Annotated in this window: 12 protein-coding genes; 1 reads left to right on the top strand and 11 read right to left on the bottom strand. The window is 65.6% G+C overall.

Annotated features, from left to right (window positions below; genetic code table 11):
• Positions 1 to 298: 298 nt before the first annotated feature.
• Complete coding sequence (locus tag IV113_RS07620; RefSeq protein ID WP_291082528.1) at positions 299 to 784, bottom strand: Lrp/AsnC family transcriptional regulator; 486 nt, start codon at positions 782 to 784, stop codon at positions 299 to 301.
• A gap of 142 nt (positions 785 to 926) precedes the next feature.
• Between IV113_RS07620 and IV113_RS07615 the strand changes: the two genes are divergently transcribed.
• Positions 927 to 1,691 carry a M48 family metalloprotease gene (locus tag IV113_RS07615; RefSeq protein WP_291082526.1) on the top strand — a complete coding sequence of 255 codons (765 nt, stop codon included), beginning with the start codon at positions 927 to 929 and terminating at the stop codon, positions 1,689 to 1,691.
• A 12-nt stretch (positions 1,692 to 1,703) separates the two neighbouring features.
• Here IV113_RS07615 and IV113_RS07610 read toward each other — a convergent pair whose 3' ends face one another.
• From IV113_RS07610 to IV113_RS07565, 10 genes are all read right to left on the bottom strand, one after another.
• Positions 1,704 to 2,867 carry an ATP-binding protein gene (locus IV113_RS07610; RefSeq protein WP_291082523.1) on the bottom strand — a complete coding sequence of 388 codons (1,164 nt, stop codon included), beginning with the start codon at positions 2,865 to 2,867 and terminating at the stop codon, positions 1,704 to 1,706.
• A gap of 47 nt (positions 2,868 to 2,914) precedes the next feature.
• Complete coding sequence (locus IV113_RS07605; RefSeq protein ID WP_291082519.1) at positions 2,915 to 3,217, bottom strand: hypothetical protein; 303 nt, start codon at positions 3,215 to 3,217, stop codon at positions 2,915 to 2,917.
• 73 nt (positions 3,218 to 3,290) lie between these two features.
• A complete protein-coding gene (locus tag IV113_RS07600; protein ID WP_291082516.1) occupies positions 3,291 to 5,501 on the bottom strand; it encodes a malate synthase G in 2,211 nt (736 codons plus the stop codon).
• Between the two features lie 62 nt (positions 5,502 to 5,563).
• Positions 5,564 to 6,262 (bottom strand): haloacid dehalogenase type II, encoded by a 699-nt coding sequence (locus IV113_RS07595; RefSeq protein WP_291082513.1) that lies wholly within the window; start codon positions 6,260 to 6,262, stop codon positions 5,564 to 5,566.
• A gap of 51 nt (positions 6,263 to 6,313) precedes the next feature.
• On the bottom strand, positions 6,314 to 7,018 hold the full coding sequence (locus tag IV113_RS07590; protein WP_291082510.1) for a hypothetical protein: 705 nt from the start codon (positions 7,016 to 7,018) through the stop codon (positions 6,314 to 6,316).
• Positions 6,999 to 7,715, bottom strand: coding sequence for a hypothetical protein (locus IV113_RS07585; RefSeq protein WP_291082507.1), 717 nt, complete (start codon positions 7,713 to 7,715; stop codon positions 6,999 to 7,001). The genes IV113_RS07590 and IV113_RS07585 overlap by 20 nt, the downstream gene beginning before the upstream one ends.
• Before the next feature lie 173 nt (positions 7,716 to 7,888).
• Positions 7,889 to 8,338, bottom strand: coding sequence for a hypothetical protein (locus IV113_RS07580; protein ID WP_291082504.1), 450 nt, complete (start codon positions 8,336 to 8,338; stop codon positions 7,889 to 7,891).
• Positions 8,335 to 15,249, bottom strand: a complete 6,915-nt coding sequence (locus tag IV113_RS07575) for a hemagglutinin repeat-containing protein (protein ID WP_291082502.1) — start codon at positions 15,247 to 15,249, stop codon at positions 8,335 to 8,337. Before IV113_RS07575 ends, IV113_RS07580 begins: the two co-directional genes overlap by 4 nt.
• A 39-nt stretch (positions 15,250 to 15,288) precedes the next feature.
• Positions 15,289 to 17,019 (bottom strand): ShlB/FhaC/HecB family hemolysin secretion/activation protein, encoded by a 1,731-nt coding sequence (locus IV113_RS07570; RefSeq protein ID WP_291082499.1) that lies wholly within the window; start codon positions 17,017 to 17,019, stop codon positions 15,289 to 15,291.
• 154 nt (positions 17,020 to 17,173) lie between these two features.
• The gene (locus tag IV113_RS07565; RefSeq protein ID WP_291082497.1) at positions 17,174 to 17,920 is read right to left on the bottom strand and encodes an IclR family transcriptional regulator; all 747 of its coding nucleotides are present in this window, start codon (positions 17,918 to 17,920) and stop codon (positions 17,174 to 17,176) included.
• Between the last annotated feature and the right edge of the window lie 109 nt (positions 17,921 to 18,029).

Below are 18,029 nucleotides of genomic sequence, written 5' to 3'. Positions count from 1 at the left end.
CTCACTTCGCAAGCGCCATGCCATGCGTGTTGCTTCGCCAAGCCGTTGATTTGATTGAGATCCACGCTCGTTTGGTTGGCATGCTTCCGAAATGGTGCATGCGAAATCGGCGGGGCTGAGCGGTGGTCCGTGCCGAATGTTCAGTGCTTCGCTGCTGCGGTGCCGTTTGTATGGCGAAGTCGACTGTGGCGAGGCGCATGGAAGCCAGCGCTGCCCTCTGAGCCACCCCAGGGACACAAACGGTAGTTGGGCCCGCTTTGGTGCGCGCGCACCAAAGCGAGCGCAGCTGGCTTGACCGCTACAGGCGTGCGCCGCCGCGGCGGTTCTTCACGCGCGTGAGCAGCGTCTTGCAGTCCACCGACAGGATCTCGGGCCGGTTGAAGATGTGCCGGCGCACGAAGGTCTCGAAGGTCTCGGGGCTCTCGGTGAGCGCGTGCACGTGCAGGCTTTTCAGGTCGCTCATGATGTAGAGGCTCACCACCTCGGCGCAGTCGGCCAGCTCCTGCGCAATGCGTTCGATGGCCGCCGGCGTGACCACGATGTCGAGAAAGGTCGAGTTCACCTGCCCCAGTTTCTCGGGGTTGATCACCGCCGCAAACAACTCGATCACACCACTGGCTTGCAGCCCCTGCACCTTGGCACGCGCATGCGCCCGCGAGATGCCGAGCTGGCGCGCGATGTCGGCAAACGAGGCACGGCCGTCCTTCACCAGGATGTTGAGCAGGGCGGTGTCGAGCTTGCTGAGGCCGATGTCGGCGGCCTGGGTCGGTGGGTTCTGGGTCATGCCACAACCCCAAGCAACTGGCGGGCCAGTGGGTGGTGGGGCCACGGGCCACGCCATGCCGTCTGTCGCCTGCACGCCACCACCGTGCCCATGCACTGTTCATCGCGCTCACACAGGCGTACAACCGGGTTGAGGAAACGGTATGAACAGTATGGTTCGTTTTTTCCAGCTCGTTGGTCTCGCCGTGGCGGGCCTGCTGGCCAGCACTGCGGCCATGGCCCAGGGCACTTGTTTGCAAGACCCGGCCCGCGCTCACGAACTGCGCGTGCTCGACGAAATCCAGATCATCGAGCTGATGGAGCGCCACGAGGTGGTGGCCGCGCCCCGGCGGTTGCACCACATGCTCGCCAGCCTGGTGGCCGCCTCACCCCGGCTGCGCCGTGGCCCGGCCGTGCACTTGCTGGCCTACGAAGATGCGGAGCTCAACGCCTACGCGGCCGACCACGGCATGGTCATCATCACCAGCGCCATGTGGAGCGCCAAAGAAAACCTGTCTGACGACGAACTGGCCGCGGTGATGGCGCACGAGCTCGCGCACATCGAGGGGCGCGATTCGCTGGTGGAGGCCTGCGCCAACCTGCAGCGCATGGGGCAACCCGCGATGCACTTCGAAGACGCCCGCGACCGCATGGCACTCGAAATGTTCAACCCACATTCCAACCTGGCCCGCGCGGCTCAGCAGCAACTGCACGCGCAAGAACACGCGGCCGATGTGCGCGCCATCGAACTGCTGCGCCGCGTGGGGCGCAACCCGCAGGCCATGGTGAGCGTGCTGGCCAAGATCCACGGCACCACACCGTCTGCCCTGAACCTGCTGATGGGCACCACGCACCCGGAGCTGCGCACGCGGTTGGCGCAGGCGCAGGCGGCGGTGGATGCGGTGAAGAAACGTCTGACGGGCGATTGAGGAAGCTGCTGTTCACCCTTGCGCCAGACGCCGGCACAGCTCTTCCAACGGCATGGCTTCAATGCCATTTCCCATCGGATAGACCTCGGCGCCCGGATACACCACCACCTTGTGCTGCGGATGCAGGTCTTCACACGCGGAGTGAAAGCCGCGCTCGACCTTCGGGCTCAGGCTGCGCTTGATTTCCACGGCCCACAGCGCGCCGTCGGGCTGGCTTAGCAGCAAGTCGATCTCGGCGCCGCCGCTGGTGCGGTAGAAGTGGCCCTGCACACCCGGAGCCGCGCAGGCCAGCAGGTTCTCCACCACCATGCCTTCCCAACTGGCACCCACCACCGGGTGCGACAGCAAGGTTTCCATCGTCCCGATGTCCAGCAGCGCGTGCACCAGGCCGCTGTCGCGCACATAGACCTTGGGCGATTTCACCAGTCGTTTGCCCACATTGGCGTGCCAGGGCTGCAGGCGGCGCACCAACAGCAGGTCGCACAGCAGGTCGATGTAGCTGTGGGCGGTCTTGGCGTCCACGCCCAGGTTGCGCGCGAGCTGGGCCACGTTCAGCAGGCCACCTTGGTTGTGAGCCAGCATGGTCCAGAAGCGCCGCAAGGTCTCCGCGGCGATGCGGGGGCCGAGCTGCGGAATGTCCCGTTCCAGGTAGGTGCGGATGAAGTTCTGCCGCCAGCGCAGGCTGCGTGTGTCGTCGGGCGCCGTGAAGCTGTCGGGAAAACCACCGCGCAGCCACAGCGCGTCGGTGGTGCCCTCGCCGGTTTCTCTGGCATTCAGAGGACCCAGTTCCAGGTAGGCGATGCGGCCCGCGAGTGTTTCGCCCGATTGCTGGAGCAGGTCCAGCGAGGCCGAGCCCAGCAGCAAGTAGAGCCCCTGGCGTCGCCCGTCGCGGCGGGCCTGGTCGATCAGGCCGCGCAGCACCGGAAACAGCGCGGGCGTGCGGTGCACTTCGTCAAAGATGACCAGCTTGTCCTGGTGTTGCGACAGGTACAGCTCGGGCTCGCTCAGGCGCGCGCGGTCGCGCTCGGACTCCAGATCCAGGTAGAGGCTGGGGCGCTGCTGCGCCACTTCCAGCGCGAGCGTGGTCTTGCCCACCTGCCGGGGTCCGAGCAGCGCCACGGCGGGCATGTGGGCCAGTTCGTCGAGCAGGCGGTGGGTGGCTTGGCGGAAAAACATCCTTGCAATTATGGATTTTCATTCCATGATTTGCAAGGATAAATAGGTCAAATCTCCGCAGGCGGAAACGCAGCCACCAGCGCCTCACCCCAGGTCCACGGCCCGGTGAGCGTCAACGTCACGGTGGTCCATTCGCCTTCGGTTTGCACGAACTGGTCGGCGTCCCACGCGCCGCCTTCGTCCAGCGGGCCCCGAGGACCGGGGCTGTTTCGTTCGGCCCAGGCCAGCACGCTCTGCACCTCCTGCATCACCTCGGGCACCTGCAAGGCCTGCACGCTGGCCATGGCGTCCCACGTGCCGGTGCCTTCGCCGTCGTCGCTGGCGTCAAAGAGGAGGTAGTGCAATGTCATGGGCTGATTGTCTTTGCACAGCGCCATAAAAAACGGCGCCCTCAGGCGCCGTTCTGAATGACCGCAGCCGAAATCAGGCCGCTTTCACCTTCAAGCGCCACGCATGCAGCAGCGGCTCGGTGTAGCCGCTCGGCTGGGCCTTGCCTTTGAACACGAGGTCCAGCGCGGCCTGGTAGGCCATGCTGGTCTTGAAGTTGCCGGTCATCTTTTTGTAGATCGGGTCACCGGCGTTCTGGCCGTCCACCACGGCGGCCATGCGCTCGAAGGTTTTGGTCACTTGCGCTTCGGTCACCACGCCGTGGTGCAGCCAGTTGGCGATGTGCTGGCTGCTGATGCGCAGCGTGGCGCGGTCTTCCATCAGGCCCACGTTGTGGATGTCGGGCACCTTGGAGCAGCCCACGCCCTGGTCGACCCAGCGCACCACGTAGCCCAGGATGCCCTGCACGTTGTTGTCCAGCTCCTGCTGCTTCTCGGCCTCGCTCCAGTTCGGCGTGGCCGTCACGGGGATGGTGAGCAGGCCGGTGAGCAACACGTCGCGTTCCTTGGTGGCGTCGATCTTTTCCAGCTCCTTCTGCACGTCGGACACCAGCACCTGGTGGTAGTGCAGGCTGTGCAGCGTGGCGCCGGTGGGGCTGGGCACCCAGGCGGTGTTGGCGCCGGCTTTGGGGTGGCCGATCTTCTGCTTGAGCATCTCGGCCATCAGGTCGGGCATGGCCCACATGCCCTTGCCGATCTGCGCCTTGCCGCGCAGGCCGCAGGAGAGGCCCACCAACACGTTGTTGCGCTCGTAACTCTGGATCCAGGCGCTGGTCTTCATGTCGCCCTTGCGCACCATGGGGCCGGCCAGCATGGCGCTGTGCATCTCGTCGCCGGTGCGGTCCAGGAAGCCGGTGTTGATGAAGGCCACCCGGCTGGAGGCCGCGGCAATGCAGGCCTTGAGGTTCACCGACGTGCGGCGCTCCTCGTCCATGATGCCGAGCTTGACCGTGCTCTCGGGGAGGCCAAGCAGCTTTTCCACGCGGCCAAAGAGTTCGGCGGCAAACGCCACCTCGGCCGGGCCGTGCATCTTGGGCTTGACGATGTAGACCGAGCCCTTGCGCGAGTTGCGGATGGCGTCCTTCTTTGTGCGCTTGAGGTCGTGCAGGGCGATGGTGGTGGTGACCATCGCGTCCATGATGCCTTCGGGGATTTCCTTGGCCGCAGCGCCCCAGAGGATGGCGGGGTTGGTCATGAGGTGGCCCACGTTGCGCAGGAACATGAGCGAGCGGCCATGCAGACGCACCGCGTTCTTCTTGCCGTTGGGTGCGGTGTATTCGCGATCGGCGTTGAGCCCGCGCGTGAAGGTGGTGCCGCCCTTGCTCACCGACTCGGTCAGCGTCGCCTGCAGGATGCCGAGCCAGTTGCTGTAGGCCAGCACCTTGTCTTCGGCGTCCACCGCGGCAATGGAGTCTTCAAGGTCGAGGATGGTGGAGAGCGCGGCTTCCAGCACGAGGTCGCTCACGCCGGCGGCGTCCGTCTTGCCAATGGGCGTGTTGCGGTCGATCTGAATGTCGATGTGCAGGCCGTTGTGCTTGAGCAGCACCGAGCTGGGTGCCTTGGCCTCACCTTGGTAGCCCACCAGCTGCGACTTGTCGGCCAGCTTGCTCGTGCCGCCTTCGGCCAGACCCACCACCAGTTCGCCGTCCTTGTTGATCTTGTAGCCGGTGGAGCCCACATGCGAGCCCTTCTTCAGCGGCGCGGTGCGGTCCAGCACGTGGCGCGCGTATTCAATGACCTTGGCGCCGCGCTTGGGGTTGTAGCCGCCCTTCTTGCCCACTTTCTCGCAACCCTTGTCTTCCGAGATCACGTCGGTGCCGTAGAGCGCGTCGTACAGCGAACCCCAGCGCGCGTTGGCTGCGTTCAGCGCATAGCGCGCGTTCAAGATCGGCACCACCAGCTGCGGGCCGGCCTGCACAGCCAGCTCGTCGTCCACGTTCTTCGTGGTCGCCTTCACCTTCTTGGGCTGCGGCACGAGGTAGCCAATGCCTTCAAGGAAAGAACGGTAAGCCGCCATGTCGGCAATCGGGCCGGGGTGGGCTGCGTGCCAGGTGTCCAGCTCGGTCTGCAGACGGTCGCGCTCGGCGAGCAGTGCGGTGTTCTTGGGCGCGAGGTCCGCCACGATGGCGTCAAAGCCCGCCCAGAAGGCGGACTCGCTCACGCCGGTGCCGGGCAGCACCTGCTGGTTGATGAAGTCGGCGAGGACGGTGGCGACTTGAAGGCCGTGGATCTGGGTGCGTTGTGTCATGGTGGGTTCACTGGTGAGGGCTTCGACAAGCTCAGCCCGAACGGGATGGTGGAGAAAGGAAATCAGTCAAAAAAAGCGAGCACATCGTTCAGCTGGCTGCCGGTGCGGTGGGGCTGGGTGCCCAGCTCCTCAAACGGGAGATTTTGCCGGTTCACCCACAGCGTGCGGTAGCCGAACCAGGTGGCGGCCAGCGCATCCCAGGCGTTGCTGCTCACAAACACGATCTGTCCACAAGCCAAGCCGGTGGATTGTTCGCCCAGCGCATAGGCCTCGGGGTGGGTCTTGTACTTGCGGATGGTGTCCACGCTGATCACGTGGTCCAGCAGCCCTTCAAGCCCCGCGCTGCGCACCGCGATGCCCAGCATGTCGGGGTCGCCATTGCTCAGGATGCCGGTGGCCACGCCGCGGTCGCGCAGCGCCTGCAACACGGCGCGGTTTTCGGGGAAGGCCGAGAGGTGGCGGTATTGGTTCATGAGGCGTGCGGCGCGCTCCTCAAAGGCGGGCCAGTCGCTGCGCGCCTCGGGCGCGATGGTCTTGATGGCGTATGCGAGCGCGTTTTGCGTGAGTGTCCAGAACGGCCGGTAGTGCGCGCCATGGTCGCTGGTGGTCACCAGCCGCGTGTACTCGATCTGCTTGTCGCGCCACAGCGTGGCCAGGCGCGCGCCCTGGCCCGGAAACAGCTGCTCTGCGAGCAGACCTACGCTGTACACGTCGAAGATCGTGCCGTAGGCGTCGAAGAGGACTGCGCGGGGTTTTTGCATCCCCGCACTGTATTCCACACGTGCGCGCTGATTTATCGGGTTTCTTGTCGGCTATTTGTGACCTGAATGCAGGTAATTCCGAGTGGTCGACCCATCGAACCAAGTCGAAAGGCGTTGCCGCAAGGACTGTGGAGGCAGGAGCGACGCCAAAGGCCGCAGGTGGACCTCTGAGAAGTCGCTCTTTTGCGGCGTGCGCCCCGCAGTCTTGGCGGCTTCGAGCATGCAGTAGTGCGAGATGTACCTTGCCAATGCCAGCCCGAGCACAGGGCGCGACTTGGCGGCCAGAATGCCCAAGGCGCCGGTGGCCGCGTGCAGCAGCTCCTCGGGCGCAAGTGAAGCGCGCTTGGCGTAGCTCAGGTAGACCGGGTCCAGCCCTTCCTGGGTTTGGGCAAGCGTCAAGCGATAGATGGGCTGCGCGCCGGTGGTGTCGGCGTTGTCCATGTCCGGTGGTGCGGCCTCGCCCTGCGTTGCCATGGCAGCCACCATGTTCATCAACCCGGGCAGCCGCTGGTTCACCGGTTCGCTCAGCACCACCGTGCCCGGCTTCACGTCCAGCGCGGCGTCAATTTCAAGCCGGTACAACTGGGTGCCCGCCATCCAGCTCGCACAGGCCAGACTTGTTTCGGCAGCGATTCCCTTCCCGTCCATGATGTGATGCCTCACGGCGGTTTCAAGAAACTCTGCGGCTTGCTGGATCTTTGGATTGGTTTGCATGGGTGCTTTCAGTTTCAAATGATCAATCGCGAAGAAGCTCATCCAGCGCTGCGACCACTTTGGTCGCGCAGGTCGCAAGTAGGGCGTCCATCTCCTGTTTCACCGGAAGGTAGTTGCCTTCTGCCCAGCGGGATTGCGGCCAGGCTTGCGCAGACTGGTCGGCGCACGAGACGGTTCGCGGGCCCATCAGGGATTTGATCGAAGCGCCTGTTACCCTCCGATAAATCACCAGGTCGGTCTTGAGGCGGTACGTGGCTTCGTCAGTGCCCGCCAGGTTCTCGTAGACCAGCCGCGCATTCCCGCCGCCCACCACCAGCGGATGCGCGTAGGTATGCGTCTTTAGGCGGTCGTTGCCCTGAATCGCCGTGTCAACACGTGTTTGAAGTCGGGCCACGAAATCCGTGGGTATGGGGTTGAGCAGGTGGGCTCGATCGGTCGGCCCGTCCACTGTTCGGCCGTTCAGGTCGTCTTTGCTGAAACCTTGGAAGGAAAGTGCCCCCACGCTCAGCAAGAGCAGGTTGAGGCCCACCTGCTGGGCGACGTTTTTGGTCGTTGCTTCGCGCGTGACCAAGCGGATTTCGGTGGGCTGTTCCTTGAGATAGCTGCCGTCAGGGTAGTGCTGCGAATACACCACCTTGAGCGCACCCGGCGGCGTGTCTGCGGGCGGGGTTGCGCAGCCTGCGAGAACAGCAATGGCGGTCAATGCGAGAACGGATTTTTTGAAATGGGATGCTTTCATGGGAAGAACGGAACAATGGTGGCATGGCCACGGTGGGTATCTGCCGCAGTGGCGCAATCCTTGACTGCGGATCGCGTGGGCGGCGCCAGGTTTGAAACTTGAATGCGTTGGATGTGGTGCGGGTTTCCTTTCGAGAAATGCCCCGGCGCAACGGCCGGGCGATCAGGTGAAGCTCACTTCACCTGATCGCCCGTGCACGTGGCCACACCGGTCTCGGGGTCCAGCACATAGCTCCACCAGCGGGTGAGCAGGTAGACGACACAGCCTGGTCGCCATATGCCTTTGTGCTCCGGATCGATGGCGTTGCGTTCGTCCATGCCCAGGCTGGTGAAGGGGTCGAGGTAGCCTTGGGCGGTATAGGCGCCGTCGATCCTGCCCTCGCGCCACCACTGCTTGGCCTTTTCGTGCAACTGGTCCCACGGCATGTGGGTGGGGTTCTCCACCCGCTTCACCTGCCAGACCACTTCGTTCTTTGCGCTCAGGCGGAAGACGTTGTGGTTGGCGAGTTCGATGTCTTCCCAGCGGGACTCAATCGGATTCACCGAAACGAGTCGTTCGCCATCCGGCAAAAGGACTTCCTTCGAAATCTGAACGTTGATCTGCGGAATGATTTCACCTCTCATGGCAACCTCCGGGGATTTGTAAACCAACGCTCAAAATCTGCATCTACCGAGGGTCGACTCAGAACCTCAAACTGCACCCCTCCACCCCCACCATTCCCGCCCAGGCCCTGTTTGATATGCACATCGTTGGCCACCGACACGCGTAGAGAGTTGCCCGCTGGCACGCTCACATCGGCCACGTGGGTGGGTACCTGGGGTAAAGCGTATTTGCTGGCGATCTGCTCGGGCGACAGACCCTTGATGTCCTTGGCGCGCATCATCCAGGTGCCAGCCAGCTCGGACTTGTTGGCTTCCTGCACGAACACGCGCACGAAGGCATCGGGTTGGGTGGTTTGAACCGTCACAATCTGGGCGTTGGGTATGTAGGGAGGTTTGAACAGCGCGTCGGCGGCCAGCACCTCGGCGTTGGCTTTGTTTGTCGCGATGACCTCTGTTACTCGTGCACCTTCCGGCAACCGCTGCGCGATCATCACATCCGCCTCGCGCCCGCTGATCACTGCCGCAGGCTTCCAATCACCCAAGGGTGACATCGCCCGGGCCGGATCGGCGATGGAATCATCGCGATACACGTTGTTGGCGATGCGATAGGCCTCGGCCTCACCGATCTCCTTGCCTGTTCTCGCCAGCACCATTTCGCGCACTAGCGTCGAAGTCAACACCTTGGCCGCAGCAAGCTGGCCCATGGTGATCACATCGAGGGCGATCAGACCCAACTCCGCCGCATCGCGCAGCACGGGCGAGCGCTGAATCACGTGGACGGCGTTGTCGAGCTCTCGAATGCTGCGCCGAGCCTCTGCCTTGGCCGCCTCACTGACGGAGGGATCGTTGAGAACTTCCTCCAGCAAAGCCTTGTCGGCCTGCAAAGCGCCTTCGGTAAGGACGCTTCGATAGTCGATGCTCGCGCTATTGCGCACGTTCTTGAGGTCGTACTCTTTGAGCACCCTGAGCTCGCACGCACCGTCGCCCGCCGCGCGGCAATCGATGAGCTTCTGGTGCTTGTTTCGCAGATCCGTCGCAGTGAGGTAGTTCTGTGACGTCGCATTCAATGCAGCGGCAGCACCACTGCTTCCACCCACACTGCCGCCGAGGGCCAACGCCATCGTCTGGACCATGGCTTGCTTGAGCTCGACGGGCACATCAAGGGCCGCAATGTGTTCACCCAGTGTGGGAATGGCGCTTTGTGTAAGGCCTGCACCTGCCGCGCCACCCGCACCGCCACCCAAGGCGCCTGCCACCATGTGCAAGGCGACACGCCCCGCCCCCCCTTCCTTCCATGTTTCTTCCAGTGCCTGGGCTTCACCGAGCAAGGCCTCGCGAGAAGCTGCATCAAGTTCTTGCGCAGCCTGACTTTTCAGGTCTTTTGCCTTCTCCAGTTGACCATTGGAATACTGGCCAATTGCCTTGCTCGTCTGCTGCCCGAATGCCTTGGTGATGGCCACCTGAGCCTCGACCTCATCGCGCACGCGCTCCTTGTCGAAGATGGGTGTCAGGCCGTTTTCAGCGTCACCGGTGCGCGCCGCTGTGTTGCCCGCGACGCCGGAGATCGCTGCAGCAGTGACGGACGAGGCCGAACCCTTGTCCGATCCGATGCCTGCGCCGCTGGAGCCGAGTTGGCTGCCCACACCCGCCGTGAATCCGCTGCTGCTGGCTTTGAAGTTGGCAGAGTTGTGGATGTCACTGGTCGTCAGTCCACCCGCGCTCTCGAAGGCGTTGAGGCCCCTGTTGATGGCGACTTGTGTGCTGGTGATGGCCCCACCCTGCAGATCGGTGGCGCCTCGCACGCTCACGTCAAAGCCTCCATCGCCCGCGCGGATAGCGGCTTGTTCACCGACGGAGGCCAGGTGGCTGTCGATCCTGGTCTTGCTTGCGCTGATGCTGGCCCCGGGTGTCGGGCCGAAGGTCACCGAGCCACCGGTCTGCTTGCTCTGCTCGTGGAAGACGCTGGTGTCCTGCAGGCTCTCAATGACCAGGTCGCCGCCGATGCGCGCCTGCACCTTGGGTGCGGCCACCACGGCGCCGCGCAAGGCCGTGTTGCCCCCGCTGTCGATGCGCACCTGGTCACCCACTTCGATACGGGTGTTGCTGTGCGCGGTCTCCTCGCCCGATCCGTGGCTCTTGCCAGCGCTGGCGGCCACGGTGATGCCGGTCTCTGCGCCCAGACTGATGCCGATGCTGGCGCTGCGGTTCTTGCTGCGGCTGCTCTCCTGCGTGGTGTGGGTGGCGGCGAGCAGTTGCACGTCGCCTTCGGCGCTAAGCGACGCCACTTGCCCTGCCTTGACCTGGCCGCCCTGAATGTGGATGTCCGAGTGATCGCCCTCTCCAGCAGCGCTCAGATTGACGTCACCCCCGGCAGTGATCGTGGAGCCATGAGCGTTGTTACGCTGGCTCTCGGTGCGACTCTCGCTCTGACTGCCACCAATACTGATGCTCACGGACACACCCGCGCCTTTTGCACCGCTGCCAGACGCCGGTTTGCTCAGTCCTTGCAGCGCGCTGTAGCCCTGCAGCGTTGCGGTGGCGGCGCCCAGCGCCTGCATGCGCAAGTCCTGCGTCTGGCTCACCGACTCGACCATTTGCATCACGCCCTGCGCGGCTTCGACCAAAGCGCCGCCCATGCCGAAGGAGATGCCACCCTGCTTGAACTTCTCTTCCGTGGTGCTGCGCTCGGTGGTCCGTGCCTCGGTGATGGCGATGGACTGAGCCTGCACGATGATGTCGCCCCCCGGCGCGAGCACATCGGATCCGGTTTGCGCATACGCCCGCCCGGCGGTGATGCTCACATCGCCGCCGATCGCCCCCACGGTGGACGCAGCTGCGCCAGTCCCCCGGTTCTGCTGCTCGGTGCTGTGCTGCTGGCTGCCCAGCGTGACGCCCGCGCCCGAGCTCAAGAGGCCGCTGGCCTTCTCTTCCCGGAAGTGGCTGCGGCTCGATCGTGTCTGCGCAGCGGTGATGTTCACGTCGCGCCCGGCCGTGAGGTTGATGGCGTCATCGGCAATGGCGCTGGAGCCGGTGAGCGTGATGTCCTGCCCGCCCTGCACCAGGACCTCAGAGCCGCCCAGCGCGGTGCCCACAGCATCGGTGCGGCCGTTGTGGGTTCGGGTCTCAATGCTGGAAGAGCCGAGCAGCCCACTGCTCTTGGCGTAAACGCCGTGGTCGATCTGGTAACTCGATTCACCTGCGGTCAACGCGATGTCGCGCCCGGCCTGCACCGCCAGTGCGCCTTGAGCCTGCACGCTGGCCGCGCGTGTGGTGATGTCCTGCCCGGCCTGCAGCGTGATGGTTGTTCCCTGGATCCGGGTGCCGACTTCTGCGCTTTGCTGCACGCGCGCGAAGTTGCGGGCGTCGTGCATGGCGTCCAGGTGTCGGGCGGTGTTGACGGTGGAGAGATTCAGATCGCGCCCGGCATCCACCTGAATGCTGTCGGCCTGCAGCGCGGCCGCGGTCAGGTTCACGTCGCGCCCGGCGCTGGCCAGCAGCACGCCGGCCTCGCCCGAGACGTAGAGGCCTGCCACGCGGTTGACCTGCTCGCTGCTGTAGCGGCCCACGCCAACAGCTCCCTGGCCGCTGGCGGTGGTGGTCTGCACGTTCAGGTCGTGCCCGGCCTGCACGAGCAATGCATCGGTGGCGCTGATCGTGCCGCCGATGTTGGTCACGTCGTCGCGGGCACTGAGCGCGGTGGTCTGGCCAGTGATGAGCCCGGTGTTGTGCAGGTTCCGGGCGTTGATCCGCACCAGCTCTTGCCCGGCGATGCGCCCGGTGTTCAGCACATCGCCATCGAGGTTCATCTGCACATCACGCCCGGCCATGAGCGCGCCGTCGGCAGACAGATCGCCCGCGCGGGGCAGCAGGTACACGCGCGGCACCAGCGCTTGCGTGGTGCTGCCGTCGGGCAAGGTGATGGTCTGGGTTTCCAGCCAGACGATGTCGCTGGTGAGGGCGGCCACCTGTTCGGCCGAGAGCGAGATGCCCGGGCGCAACTGGTGGGCCTGCGCAAAGGTGGCGCCCGCGGTCATGAGGGCCAGGTACTGCTGTTCGTCGTCGGTGAAATCGCCCAGGAAGCGCTGGCCGGTGAGGGCGCCCACCTGCTCGCGGATGAGGCGCTGCTCGATGAAGCCGTCGCCCAGGCGCTTCTGGGTGGTGGTCGGGTCCAGGCCCAGCGTGCCGAGAAGGTGGTCCGAGCTGAGCCACGGGCGCTCACCGGCAAAGCGCGGGTCGCTCTGGAAGAGGGCGCGCGAGGCCGGGTCGAGGCTCAGGGTGAAGAGCGCGTTGTTCAGGTTGGGCGAGAGCGGAGGCCGGGTGCCCGAGGTGGGCACAGCGGCGCTGTGTGAGGCATAGCGCAGGGCCGGCAACGGCACGGTCTGGGCGATGGTCTCGGCGTAGGGGGTGTGGATCCAGCCGTACTCGGGGTCGCAGCCGAAGAGATCACAGTCGCGCCCCGTCACGCCCCAGCTGCTGAAGGTGCCGCTGCGGCTGGTGGGGGCGCTGACCTCGGTGGCCAGGTTGCTCACATGCACGCCGGTGAGCGTCAGAGCGCCTCCGGCGACGATCTCGCTGTCCTGGTTGAGCAGGCTCTGGCTGGCGGTCAGGTGCATGTCGCCACCACTGACGATGCGCGCGGGTTCGCTGCGCGTCATGACGGCGCGCTGGCTGGTCTGGGTGTAGCTGCTGTAGGCATCAAAGCGCAGAAACTGCCCTTCAGCGGCGGTCTTGAAGCTGGCCACGCGGGTGGTGAGTTCCACCCAGGGCGCCGCCTGGGCCTGCCAGATGGCCACGGCCTGCGGGTCGGGCGGGCTCATCAGGTTGCCCTCGCCGTCGTAGGTGCCAGCGGGCATCTGCCCGGGCGCGTCCCAGGTGGGGGCGGTCATGCCGAAGTGCGCCCAGATGGGCGAAAGGCGGCTGTAGGTGAAGGTGTCGCCCACCCACCAAACGGAGCCACTCTCGCCGTCGTTGAACGATTCGTTGTGCCCGGCCACGAAGGGCAGCGCGCCCAGGTAGTAGGTCTTGAACGCCGGATCGGCGTATGCGCTGGTCTTGGGCAGCAGCCACTCGCGCCGGTGGGCGTCGTACGCGTCCTGCGTGAAGTCGCCCAGCGGCTTGACCACGCTCCAGGCCACATCGTTGGCGTCCAGCGTGCCTGAGGCCAGGTGGTAGACGGTGTGGTTCGTGGCGGCGTCGGTCACCACCGTGTGGCTGATGTGGTCGTTGGCATTGACCAGCACCGGCGTCGTGATGGAGAGCTTCCCCAGCGCTTCGACGTCGGCCGAGCGGTTCTCCAGCCGTTCGGTGGCCACCAGGGACATGTCACCAGCGCTGAGCAGCAGGGCGCCCTCGCGGTTGACCAGCGTGCCCGTGGTGGCGGAGAGGGTGCGGCGCGCGGCGATCACCGCGCCGGTGTCGTTGGTGATCGCATCGGCCTGAATGTCGATGGTGTCGCCGTAGATCCGTCCCGAACCCTCGTTGACCAGCGTCCTGATGCCGATGCGCGTGGTCTGCGCGTCGATCAGGCCGTGCTGGGTGATGTCCCGGGACTGGATGTGCAGCGTCTGTGAGCTGATGAGCGAGCCGCTGTTCTCCAGCACCGGCGTGGTGATGGAAAGATTCCCCAGTGCCTCGAAGCTGGCCGAGCGGTTCTCCAACTGATCGGTGGCCGAGAGCGCCATGTCGCCACCGCTCAGCAACAGCGCTCCTTCGCGGTTGATCAGCGTGGCTGTGGTGGTGGTGAGCGTGTGGCGAGCGGCGACCACCGCGCCCCTGTCGTTGGTGAGCGAGCGGGTGGTGATGTCTAGGGTGTCGCCCTCGATCCAGCCCGAGCCCTCGTTGAGCAGATCACCGGTGGTGATGCGCGTGGTCAGCGCGTCGATCAGGCCGTGCTGGGTGAGACCGGACGTCTTGAGGTCCAGCGTGCTGGAGGCGACGAGCGAGCCGCTGTTGTGCAGCCAGCCGTTGGCATCGAGCACCAGATCACCGCTCCGAGCACTCAGTTTTCCGGCATTGCGCACGCCCACGCCGGCCTCGGTGCCGATCAGGTGGATCTTGCCGGCGTACATGCCGCCCAGCGCGGCCACGTCCAGCGCGAAGGCCGGGGCGCTGCTTGTGGAGGCACTCGGGGTGACGGCAGAAATGTCGGCCGAGACCTCGTTGGCGCCCGTCACGACCGTGATTGCATTGGCCCAGACACCGGCATTGAGTTCAACGGCGCGCGCCAGGATGGCGGCGTGATCGGTCTGCGTGACATCCAGGCCCAGGCCCTCGACCTTCACCTGCCCGCCCTGCACCCGAAAGCCCTCCAGCGCCCCGGCGTTCAGCACCGGCACACCGGTGGTGAGCGTGGCGCGGCTGGCGTTGATGAAGACCGCGCCGTTGACGTTGATGCCGGCGGGGTTGGCAATGACCACCTCTGCGCGTTGCCCACCCACCTCCACCCAGCCGCTCAACTGGGTGGGCTGGCTCGAATTCACCTCGTTGAGGATCACCCGCGCCGGCCCGGTCGCCAGCCAGGGGTTGGCGCCCACCCAGCCGCCGAGTTGGGTCTGCACGTCGGTGCGGCTGTTGTTGAGGATGGCGCCCTGGGCGCCCACATCGAACTGGCGGTAGACGTTGCGCGAGACGCCGGCCGCACTTGGGGTCTGGATGTTGACCAGGGGTGTGCCGTTGGGTGCTGTGAGCACCGTGGGGCGCAGGTTGCCTGCGGCGCTCGGGTCGGCTGTGATTTGCGATTGAGCGGGCAGACCCACGGCGCAGAAGGCCAGCAACAGGGCATGGCGCGCCCTGCGCCAGCGCTTCGGCCTGGCGGCGCAGGCAGGGGCTTCGCCGCTGGTGGATGAACAGGTGCCGGACGAAGCCGTTTCGCTCACGGCCATCAGCTGGCCGCGCGCTGCGTTGAAAACAATGCGGTGGTGGTTGCGGTTCATGGGACTTCAGGAGACGTTGTTGTTTTAGATGGCGGGGGGTCAGAAACCAGTGGCCAGCCAGAAGCCCAGTGCGGCGTGGGCGGTGCGAAAGCCGTCGGGCTTGTGGATCGGCCAACCGGCGAACAGCTCGAACTGCACGTCGCCCGCGTTGCCGCGCAAGCCGACCACCGCGCCGGTCAAGCGGGTGCCGACGAGTCGCTGCGCACTGGGGCCATGCACCTGGCCGTGGTCCAGGCCCACGAATGCCGACGTGCCGATGGCACCGAGTGGGGCGGAGAGCTCGTTGCGCCAGGTCCAGCCGCTCTCGGCGCTCAGACTGGCTTCACCGTCGAAGCCGCGCACCGTGTGGCGCCCGCCAATGGCGAATCGCTCTTGCGGTGCCAGTGGTGTGCGGTGGGCCTGCGCGCGCCATTGGCCGCTGTATTGCCAGGGCTGTGTGCCGAGCTTGAAAGGCCACTTCCATTGGGCGCTGGCCTGGACCAGCGCAAACCGCGAGGTGCCCTCGCCAAAGGCCTCTTCCGGCGAGGGGAGCGAGCCGAAGGCCCCCGTGCCACGCCGGTAGCTCAGGTTCAGATCCAGCGTGCCCGGGCCCACAAAGGCGCGGCGCCCGACGCCCAGCTGCCAGCCGCCCACCCGCCGGCGCTGCACCTCCACCTCGGTGTCGTCGATGAAGTTGCGCGACTGCCGCGCAAACGCCTTGGCGTGCAGGGTGGTTTTGCTCGTGGTGTCGCGGTGCACCAGATACGACAGCGTGGCCTCCTGTGAACCGGTGGTGCCGCGGTAGGCGTAGTCCTGCGCGGCGCCCGCCACGGTCTGCAGGTATCGGTGCCTGCTGAGGTCAACGGCCAGCAGAGCCCGGCCCCAAGGCAGCGAGTAGTGCAACGAGCTGCCGCTGGTATCCCGTGCTCCGGGGTCACCGCCGCCCAGACTGCCCTGCTGGCCGACGTAGAAGAGATCGTTGAGCGAGAGTGGGTTGTCGATGCTGAGCGTTGCGCTGCCCTGGTAGCGACCAGTACTGCGCGAGCCGCTGTCGTCCACGCTCAGTTGCATGCGCACTGGCCGGCCCTGCTTCCAGTGAATCAGCAGGTCGCTCTGACCAGGTTCGTCGGCCGGCACGATCTGGATGTTGGCCTCGGCGCTGGGCACCCGCTTGAAGTTCTCCAGCGCCTGCTCGATATCGCGCAGGTTGAGGATGTCGCCGGGTTGGGCGGGCAAGGCATGGTGCGCGGAGGCGTGTCGCGCCGTGGGATCGGCGAAACGCACCTGCCGGATGCGCCCGGGGACCACCGTGAGCGTCAGGCGGCCTTGGGTTAGGTCTTGTGGTTCAACCAGCACCCGGCTCGTGACGAAGCCGCGCGCGACGACGGCGTGTTGTGCGCGTTGGGCCAGTATCCCGATGCCGCCTGCACCCAGGCAGCGGCGCAGCGGACCGTCCAGGCCGTTGGGTGCGGTGAGTGCGTCGAGCACCCAGCTGAAGCGGGCCGCGTCTTCGCCACGCAATTCGATCTGGTGGATCGGGAAACAAGGTGACTCACCGTCGGGCAGGCGCCGCGTCGGCGCGGCTTCGGCGGCTTCGGGTCGGTGCTCACGCTCCTGCAGCGCTTGGTCGCGCTGACGTGCATCGCGCTCCTCGGCCCGGCGCTGCTCCGATGCGCTCTGCGTTGTGTCGGTGGGGGTTTGACCGATGGCTGGCCATGCCCACAGCGCGCCCATGAGGAGCGTCGCCTCGGCCATGCGCCGAACCGGCCCGGAGGCCCTTCTGCGTTTCATTGATTTCCTCGCCTGAATACTTTTTGGTGATCATTTCGAAACACCGCGCATTCTGGCGAGCGTTCTTCGAAATGAATACCTAAGTGTTGTATTCAGATCGAAGAAATCAAAAATAGAAGAAGAAAGGAGTGAAAATTGACTGACCGGCGCGTGGCTAACCCACCCGACCCCCCAGTTGCCGCGCCGCCGCCAACACCTTGCCCACATGCCGCTCATCAAACCGGTGCGCCGGCATCGTGAGCGTGAGCGCGGCGGCAATCGAGCCGTCCGCATGGAACACCGGCGCCGAGATGCCGGCCACTTCGGCCAGGCGGTCGCCCACGGCGGTCATGAAGCCGTCGGCGCGGATGCGGGCGTGGATGCGTTTCTCGGCGGTGGTGGGTTTGCGGCTGTCGTCGCCCGCGCCAAAGGCAGATAACACGCGTCCGCCCGTGCCCTGGTGCAGCGGCAGCACCTCGCCGGCGCGGATGTGGTCGCGCACGGGGTGCGGTGAGTCCACGCGGTAGAGGCACAGGCGCGTCTGGTTTGGCGCCTGGCCCTGGCGCACGTGGTAGGCCGCGCTCTCACCGGTGGCGGCCACCAGTTGGCGCAGCACGGGCATGACGATGCGGTCCAGCGAAAACGACGCGGCGTAGATGCCGTGCAGCCGCGCCACCTCACCACCCAGGGCGTAGCGCCCGTCGTCCAGCCGCTGCAGCAGGTGCGCGTGTTCGAGCGAGGCGAGCAGGCGCAGGGCGGTGCTTTTGTAGAGCTGCGTGCGCTCGGCCAGCTCGGCCAGGGACAAGGCCGCATCGCCCGCGCGGAACGCGCCCAGCAGCGAGAGCGCGCGGTCCACCGCGGCGGTACCGCCGGTGGCGGCGTTGGCGTCGGCCAGTGACGGGGTTTGTGCTTTGCGCGGCATGGGCTTGGGTTGACAGCGTTGGGGCGATCTGCGATTCTTCCAGCAGAGAGAATACTGTTCTGTCTGACAGAACGCAAGCCAAAGCCAGATTTCAGCCGATTTCCTCCGG

It is taken from the genome of Hydrogenophaga sp., assembly GCF_018780385.1.
In the GTDB taxonomy this organism is placed as follows: domain Bacteria; phylum Pseudomonadota; class Gammaproteobacteria; order Burkholderiales; family Burkholderiaceae_C; genus Hydrogenophaga.
This window is presented reverse-complemented; position numbering and strand designations above follow the sequence as displayed.